Source organism: Cellulomonas sp. P4_H12, assembly GCF_056400905.1.
Map to the genome: position 1 here is coordinate 70,371 of NZ_JBFUKJ010000021.1, position 8,144 is coordinate 78,514.

Annotated in this window: 6 protein-coding genes and 1 pseudogene; 4 read left to right on the forward strand and 3 right to left on the reverse strand. The window is 72.3% G+C overall.

Features of this window, described 5'->3' with window-relative positions:
* Positions 1 to 217 precede the first annotated feature (217 nt).
* Entirely contained in the window at positions 218 to 1,501 is a 1,284-nt protein-coding gene (locus AC1DQC_RS13355) for an MFS transporter (RefSeq protein WP_477051728.1), read from the forward strand.
* Here the strand turns inward: AC1DQC_RS13355 and AC1DQC_RS13360 are convergent.
* The 3 genes from AC1DQC_RS13360 to AC1DQC_RS13370 form a co-directional block, all read right to left on the reverse strand.
* On the reverse strand, positions 1,498 to 3,255 hold the full coding sequence (locus tag AC1DQC_RS13360) for a pyruvate dehydrogenase (protein ID WP_477051729.1): 1,758 nt from the start codon (positions 3,253 to 3,255) through the stop codon (positions 1,498 to 1,500). The genes AC1DQC_RS13355 and AC1DQC_RS13360 overlap by 4 nt on opposite strands.
* Before the next feature lie 63 nt (positions 3,256 to 3,318).
* Positions 3,319 to 4,248 carry a phosphotransferase family protein gene (locus AC1DQC_RS13365; RefSeq protein WP_477051730.1) on the reverse strand — a complete coding sequence of 310 codons (930 nt, stop codon included), beginning with the start codon at positions 4,246 to 4,248 and terminating at the stop codon, positions 3,319 to 3,321.
* Positions 4,245 to 5,558, reverse strand: a complete 1,314-nt coding sequence (locus AC1DQC_RS13370; RefSeq protein ID WP_477051731.1) for an MFS transporter — start codon at positions 5,556 to 5,558, stop codon at positions 4,245 to 4,247. Before AC1DQC_RS13370 ends, AC1DQC_RS13365 begins: the two co-directional genes overlap by 4 nt.
* 57 nt (positions 5,559 to 5,615) lie before the next feature.
* Between AC1DQC_RS13370 and AC1DQC_RS13375 the strand changes: the two genes are divergently transcribed.
* The 3 genes and pseudogenes from AC1DQC_RS13375 to AC1DQC_RS13385 all read left to right on the forward strand — a co-directional run.
* Positions 5,616 to 5,912 (forward strand): GNAT family N-acetyltransferase, encoded by a 297-nt coding sequence (locus AC1DQC_RS13375; RefSeq protein WP_477051732.1) that lies wholly within the window; start codon positions 5,616 to 5,618, stop codon positions 5,910 to 5,912.
* A gap of 274 nt (positions 5,913 to 6,186) precedes the next feature.
* Positions 6,187 to 7,668: a glycosyltransferase family 2 protein gene (locus tag AC1DQC_RS13380; RefSeq protein WP_477051733.1), complete on the forward strand. Its 1,482-nt coding sequence runs from the start codon at positions 6,187 to 6,189 to the stop codon at positions 7,666 to 7,668.
* Positions 7,661 to 8,144 (forward strand): annotated as a pseudogene (locus tag AC1DQC_RS13385) (glycoside hydrolase family 26 protein); the annotation flags it as partial. The gene AC1DQC_RS13380 and the pseudogene AC1DQC_RS13385, both read left to right, overlap by 8 nt.

The following is an 8,144-nucleotide window of genomic DNA, read 5'->3' on the forward strand; positions in this document are numbered from 1 at the left end:
CAGCGAGAACGGCACTTCCCCGCGAGAACGGCACCTCAACCTGCCGTTCTCGCGGGGAACTGCCGTTCTCGGCGCCCCGTGCCGGCCGACGCACACCGTGAGCTCGTGACTGGTGGTCGGGCTCGCCGGTTTCGACCGGCGAGATGGGCGGGGAGTCACGAGTTGGGCGCGGCGGGACGCGGACCGGGTGCGTCTCCCGGGCAACTAAACTCGCCCGATGCCCTCGTTCGTCGTCGACACGACACCCCTGCGCGCCAGCCCGGCGTTCCGGCGGCTGTGGTGGGGGCTGTCGATCTCGAACCTCGGGGCGCAGCTGACCGTCGTGGCGGTGGGGCTGCAGGTCTACGCCCTCACGCGGTCGACCGCCTCCGTCGGCATCCTCGGGCTCTGCGCGCTCGTGCCGCTGGTGTTCTTCGGCCTGTACGGCGGCGCGATCTCCGACCACTACGACCGGCGCAAGGTGGCGCTGGTCGCGTCGCTGGTGGCGTGGGGCGCCACGATCGGGCTGGCGGTGCAGGCGTGGCTCGGCAACTCGCAGGTGTGGGTGCTGTTCGCGCTGGTCGCGGTGCAGTCGGGGGCGTTCGCGGTGAACTCGCCGGCGCGGTCGGCGATCATCCCGCGACTCCTCGACCCCACGCTGATGCCCGCGGCGAACGCGTTGCAGACGCTCGGGTTCAGCGTCGCGTTCACCGTCGGTCCGCTGCTGGGCGCCGCGCTGGTGGCCGCGTTCGACTACGGCGTCGCGTACACGCTCGACGCGCTGCTGTTCACCGCCGCGCTCGCCGCGGTGTTCCGCCTGCCCGCCCAACCGCCCGAGCACTCGGCGAACCGGCGGGAGCGGGCCGGGCTGGCCTCGGTGGTCGACGGCTTCCGGTATCTCGGCACGCAGCGGAACGTGCGCATGACGTTCGCGGTGGACCTGGTCGCGATGATCACGTCGTCGCCGCGCGTGCTCTTCCCGGCGGTCGGCCTGGTCTACCTGGGCGGCGGCGCGACGACGACCGGCGTGATGGCGGCGTCCGCCGCGGTCGGCGTGGGGCTGGCGGGGCTGTTCTCCGGCGGCCTGACCCGGATCCGCTGGCAGGGGCGGATCATCGCGGTGGCGATCACGATCTGGGGTCTGGCCATCGCAGGCTTCGGGCTGGTCCTGGTGGTCGCCGGGCAGTCGCACCCGGACCAGGTGCTGTGGCTCGCGCTCGCGATCGCGGTGCTCATGCTCGTGGTCGCCGGGGCCAGCGACGCGATCAGCTCGGTGTTCCGGCAGACGATCCTGCAGACCGCGACGCCCGACGACATGCGCGGCCGGCTGCAGGGCGTGTTCATCGTCGTCGTCGCGGGCGGTCCGCGGCTGGGTGAGGCGCTGCTCGGCGGCGCGGCGGCGAAGATCGGCGAGGGGTGGGCCGCGGTGATCGGCGGCTCCCTGTGCGTCGTGCTCCTGTGGGTGCTGGTGCGCACGCAGCGCTCGTTCTGGGACTACGACGCGCGCCACCCCGTGCCCTAGGGTCGCGGCACGTTCCGCAGGTTCGAGCGGGCCATGGCCATGACCTCGCCCAGCCCGCCGCCGAGCACCTCCTTGCTCATGGCGGCGGTGAACCCGGAGACCTGCGCGCGCGTGATCTTCGGCGGCAGCGAGAGTGCCCGCGGGTCGGTGACCAGGTCGACCAGCGCCGGACCGTTGTGCGAGAAGGCCTCGCGCAGGGCGGCGCGGATCGCCGTGGGCTTCTCGACGCGCACCGACGGGATCCCGACCGCCGACGCGATCGCCGCGTAGTCGACTGGCGGGGTGTCGGTGGCGTAGGAGGGCAGCCCGTCGACGAGCATCTCGAGCCGGACCATGCCGAGCGTCGCGTTGTCGAACACGACGATCTTCACCGGCAGGTCCAGCACCTTCACCGTGATGAGCTCGCCCAGCAGCATCGACAGGCCGCCGTCGCCGGCCATCGCGACCACGTGCCGGCCTCCGCCCGACAGGGCCGCGCCGATGGCGTGCGGCACCGCGTTGGCCATCGACCCGTGCAGGAACGAGCCGATGACCCGACGCCGGCCGTTCGGGGTGATGTAGCGGGCCGCCCAGACGTTGCACATGCCGGTGTCGACCGTGAAGACGGCGTCGTCGGGCGCCTCCTCGTCGAGCACCACCGCGGCGTATTCGGGGTGGATCGGCTCGGTGTGCTCGACGTCCTTGGTGTACGCACCGACCACGCCGCCCATCGCGCGCTGGTGCTTCTTGAGCATCTGGTCGAGGAACCGGTGGCTCTTCTTGGGCGTCACCAGGTCGAGCAGCGCCTTCGCGGTCTCGCCGACGTCCCCGAGCACCGCGAGGTCGTTGCGCGTGCGCCGACCTAGCCGGGTCGGCTCGATGTCGACCTGCGCGGTGCGGACGCCGGAGGGCAGGAACTGGTCGTACGGGAAGTCGGTGCCCAGCAGGAGCAGCAGGTCGGCGCCCTCCATCGCGGACTGGCACGCGCCGTAGCCGAGCAGCCCGGACATGCCGACGTCGAACGGGTTGTCGACCTGGATGTGCTCCTTGCCCCGCAGGCTGTGCCCGACGGGCGCGTGCAGCAGGCGGGCGAGGGCCAGCACCTCGGCGCGCGCGTGCCGGACGCCCGCCCCGGCGAAGATCGTCACCTTGCCGGCCGCGTCGATCGCCTCCGCGAGGGCGCGCACGGCGCCCTCGTCGGGAACCACCCGCGGCGCTGGCGGGGGCGTGAGCACGTCGACGCCGGCGTCGGGCGCCTCGAGGTCCGCGACGTCGCCGGGCAGGGTGAGCACGGAGACGCCGGGGGCGCCGTACGCGTGATGGATGGCCGACCGGATGACGCGGGGCGCCTGCGCGGCCGTCGAGATCATCTCGGAGTACACCGAGCACTCGAGGAACAGCCGGTCCGGGTGGGTCTCCTGGAAGTACTGGGTGCCGATCTGCGCGCTCGGGATGTGCGACGCGATGGCCAGCACCGGCACGCGGGAGCGGTTGGCGTCGTAGAGGCCGTTGATCAGGTGCAGGTTGCCCGGCCCGCAGGAGCCCGCGCAGACCGCCAGCCGACCCGTCAGCTCGGCCTCCGCGGCAGCCGCGAAGGCGCCGGCCTCCTCGTGCCGCACGTGCACCCAGGAGATGTCCACGCCGTCGTCGTGCGCCCGCCGGACCGCGTCGACCACGGGGTTGAGGCTGTCCCCGACGATGCCGTAGATGTGCCGCGCGCCGGCGGCGACGAGCTGGGCGACGAGCAGGTCGGCGATCGTGCGGCGACGGGCCACGGGGTCCTCCGGGGGATGGGCGGCGGTCCGCCCATCGTGTGCCCGCGGGCCGTGACCCGCACCTCAGGCCAGCGCCGCCAGGGCCGCGTGCAGGTTCGCGGTGACCGCCGCGCGGTGCGGCTCCACCCAGTCGCCCTCGAACTTCCGCGGCGTGATCTCGATCATCATCACGAGGCAGAGCCGCATGCGGTACAGCTCGAGCCGCGCGACGGCCGACGGGCTGGTGACGTCGAGCCCGGGCCCGTAGCCCTCGAGCAGCGCCGGCGTCCCGACGGCCCGGCTCATCGGGTCGACGCCCACGAGGTCCGCCAGCGGGTCGCCCCAGAACGCGCGCTCCGGGTCGATGACGCCGACCACCGCGCCCGTGCCGGGGTCGACGAACACGTTGCCGGCCCAGAGGTCCGTGTGCACCAGCGCGGGCCGGGTGACGTCCGCAAGGGTGTGCCCGTGACGCGCCATCGCCGCGCGCACCTGCGCCGCCGGGACGGGCACGGACCAGCGCTCCGCGTCGTCGAGGAGCTCGTCGATCATGGCGCCGAACGACTCCGCCCAGGTCGGCGCCTGCCGCCCGCACGGGTAGCCGAACGTCGGACCGGTGATCCGGTGCATCGCCGCCAGGACCGCTCCGACGTCGCGCATGGTCCGCGGGTCGTCCGGGGCGAGGTCGGAGTCCACCAGCGGGACGCCGGGCAGGTGGCTGACGACGAGGACGTCGGTGGGCAGCAGGGTGCGGGAGAAGTCCGTCAGCAGCACCGTCGGCATGCGCAGGGCGGGGAGGTCCGCGGCGAGCCCGTAGACGAGCGCCTCCGCGCGCAGGAGGTCATGCTCGTAGCCCAGGAGCTGGTCGGTGCCGGCCGGGGCGGTCTTCACGACGACGCGCGAGCCGTCGGTCATGGTCACGCGGTAGGTCGTCGCGAACTGGCCGCCCGTCAGCAGGTCGGCCGAGGCGAGCGAGCCGAGCGGGCGGACGAGCTGGCGGAGGGCGTCGATCACGGCCCGAAGGTACCGACGGACCGCGCGGGCTCCACGGACTCCGCGATCTCGCACGCCGCGACGGCAGCGCCGCCGGTCGCGGAGGGCGAGCCGGCCTCGACGGAGTCGGGCACGTGGTCCCGGACGTCCCCCCGCAGGGTCCGGAACGCCGCGAGCGTCGCGACCACGGCGAATCCGGCGGAGACGACGACCACCAGGAACCCGGCGTGCGACCCGTGGGCGTCGATCTGTGCCCCGGCGATGGACGAGCCGACGGACACGCCGACGCCCAGCGACGTGCCCACCCACGTCAGCCCCTCGGTCAGCCGCTCGCGCGGGACCAGGTCCTGCACCAGCCCGTTGCCGTTGATCAGCGTCGGAGCGATGGCGAACCCCGCGACGAACATCACGGCCGCGAGCGCCGCGAGGGACTGCACGAGGAAGAAGAAGCAGACGCCGACGGCGAGCGCGACGACGCCGGTGGCGAAACGCAGGTGCAGGGGCCGCTTCCACTGCCGGGTGCCGTAGAGCAGGCCGGAGATGAGCGAGCCGAGCGCGAAGATCGCCAGGATGATGCCGGCGGTGCCCTTGGACCCCGACTCGTCGGCGAAGGCCACCGTCGAGACGTCGGTGGCGCCGAAGATCGAGCCCATCGCGACGAACACGATGGCCAGGACGACCATGCCGGGCTTGGCCAGCACCGAGCCGCGCGGGCGGGGGCTGCCGGCCGCGGCCGCCGGGGGCTCGGTGTGCCGCAGCGAGAGGAACCAGTAGCCGCCGACGAGCATCGCGACGAGGGGCACGATCAGCCCGGCCGTCGGCGCGACGCCCGTCGCGAGGAGCGTGGCGACCACGGGGCCGACGATGAAGACCAGCTCGTCGAGCGCGGACTCCAGCGAGTAGGCGGTGTGCATCCGGTGGGAGTCGTCGCCGAGCACCCGCGCCCAGCGCGCCCGCACGAGTGACCCGAACGACCCGATGGCGGCGCCGGTGACGACCGCCGCGACGTACAGCCACGCCTCGTGCGCCTGCAGCGACGCGGCGATCACGAGGCCGACGAGCCCGACGGCCGCGATCGCGACGGCTGGCCGCATGATCCGCGACTGCCCGTGCCGGTCGACCAGGCGAGCCAGCTGCGGGGAGCACACGGCCTGGGCCACGACGTACACGGCAGACACCCGCCCGGCCAGGCCGTAGGAGCCGTAGAGCGTCGAGACCATGAGCACGATGCCGATGCCGACCATCGACATGGGCAACCGGGCGAGCACGCCGGCGCCCGAGAACGCGAGCGCCCCGGGACGCGTGAGCACGTCACGGTAGGGCTGGAGCATGTGGCCAGTGTGTCACCAGGACTACCGCCCGGGCTCGCCGTGCCTCACCATCGAGGCATGACGGACGTGCAGGTCAGCGACGCTCCCGACGAGCACCGGTTCGAGGCGCGCAGCCCGGACGGGGAGCTGTTGGGCTTCTCGGTCTACGACACGATCGGGCCGACGGTGGTGTTCACGCACACCGAGGTGGACCCGAAGTTCGAGGGGCAGGGGATCGCGTCGACCCTCGTGCAGGCCGCGCTGGACGCCGTCCGGGCGAGCGGGCGGGACGTCGTCGCGTTCTGCCCGTACGTGAAGGCGTGGATCGCGCGGCACCCCGATTATCAAGATCTCCTGCGGGCCGTCCAGCGCTGACGAGTCTGTTCAGATAGCCGTTACATCCGTTACATCGGTTTACACAGAGTTTTCTTGCGCCCCTAGGTGATGCCGGCCCCACCGTGCACAGTGGCCGTACCGCTCCAGCAGAGGGCGGGTGTCGCAGCCGTCGCGCCGGGTCGAAACCTGACTCCGCGGCCCTTGACGAGCAGGTAGACCCAGGCCCACCGCGGCCGACACCTGCCGTCCCCGCTGCATCGTCAACGGCGTCGGTCAGCTTGCCCATGCCCGAACACGGCCACCTGGGGTGCCTATGTTCGTCTTCGTCCTGCAGCTCCGGGAGATGTTCGCCGGACAGTCCGAGCTCTACCTCTTCGCGTTCTTCTCCACGCTGGTCTGGGCCCTGTGGATCCTGAAGGTGGTGCTTGCCCGCCGCTACCGGCCCGTCACCGCCGCGTACGACGTCTCGACCAGCGTCGTCATCCCGGTGGTGGACGAGCCGCTCGACCTCTTCCGGTCGGTGCTCGCGCGGATCGTCGCGCAGCACCCCGACGAGGTCATCGTCGTCATCAACGGTGCTGTGAACACGGCGCTCGAGCAGGTCAGCGAGGAGTTCGCGCCGCTGGTCAGGTGGGTGCACACGCCCATCCCTGGCAAGCGGAACGCCGTGATGATCGGCACGCAGATGTCGACGGGCGAGATCACGGTGCTGGTCGACTCCGACACGGTCTGGACCGACGGCACCCTGCCCGAGCTGGTCAAGCCGTTCGCCGACGCCTCGGTCGGCGGCGTCACCACGCGGCAGCGCATCCTCGACCCGAAGCGGTCGTGGATCACGCGCTGGGCGGACTGGCTGGAGAACACCCGGGCGCTCTACTCCATGCCGGCGCAGTCGGCGCTGGGCCAGGTCGGCTGCCTGCCGGGACGCACCATCGCGTTCCGTCGGCGGATCCTCATGCAGGTCATGGACAAGTTCATGAACGAGAAGTTCCTCGGCGTCTTCCTCGAGGTGTCCGACGACCGCACCCTCACCAACCTCACGCTCAAGGCCGGCTACCGCACCGTCTACCAGTACTCGAGCCTCTGCTACACGGACGCTCCTCTGCAGGTGAAGAAGCTGTTCAAGCAGCAGCTCCGCTGGGCGCGCGGCAGCCAGTACAACACCCTGCGGATGCTCCCCTGGATGCTCGGGCACGCCCCCGTGCTGGCGGTCTTCTTCCTCACCGACATCCTGCTGCCGTTCCTGCTGCTGGGGACGATCCTCGGCTGGGTCTACCGGTCGGTCTCCGGCACCGGGACCAACCTGTACGAGGCCATCCTCGAGACCTACACGGGCCTCAACGGCTGGGTCTGGGTGGTCGCCCTGATGATCGTGTCGTCGGTGCTGTCGATGTCGATCCGGCAGATCCGGCACCTGCACGAGAAGCCGTCGGACTTCTTCCGGCTGCCGGTGTTCATCATCGTGTCGACGTTCTTCCTCATGCCGATCCGCATCCTCGGCTTCGTCCGGATGGCGCACGCCAGCGGCTGGGGGACCCGCGCAGGCGCGTACGGCGGCGGTGGGGAGAACGAGGACCTCATGGCCGAGCTCGAGGAGGTCAGCGGCGGGGCGCCGGTCGACCTGGTCGACCGCGCGGAGGCCGGCTCCGCCGTCCGGACCGAGGTGCGTCGCGTCCGCGCAGCCCAGGCGGCACAGCAACCCACCGCGACCCGACGACGTCTGAACCCGCTCGCCGCGGTGCCGTACGGCATCGCGCTGGCCCTACTGGCTCTGGAGGCGCTCGCCTATGTCTGAGCACACCAAGAACCGCGTCCTGCACGCATCACCGAGAGCCCGCCTGGCCGCCTTCGCGGTGGCCCTCGCCCTGCTCGCCGTCACCGCCGTCGTCTGGCTGTCACCGTCGAAGGCGGAGCCGACCGCCGAGCCGAAGAGCGCCGAGCAGATCGCGCTCGAGAAGGAGAACGCCCAGCTCAGGTCGGCCCTGGCCGCCCGCACCGACGAGGTCGACAACCTGACCAGCTCGCAGCAGAAGGCGGCCGCCGAGCGCGCCGCCGGAGCGGCGAGCGGCAAGGCCAAGGCCGCCGCCGAGAAGGAGGCTGCCGCCGCGAGCGGCCAGCAGAAGGCCGCCGCCGAGCGGGCCGCCGCCGCGGAGGCCKGCCGGCTGAACGCCGCCGCCGCCCGGTCGACCGCMGCCGCCCGCGGGCAGGCCAAGGCCGCGGCCGAGAAGAAGGCCGCTGCGGCGATCGGGCAGGCGAAGGCCGCCCAGRACC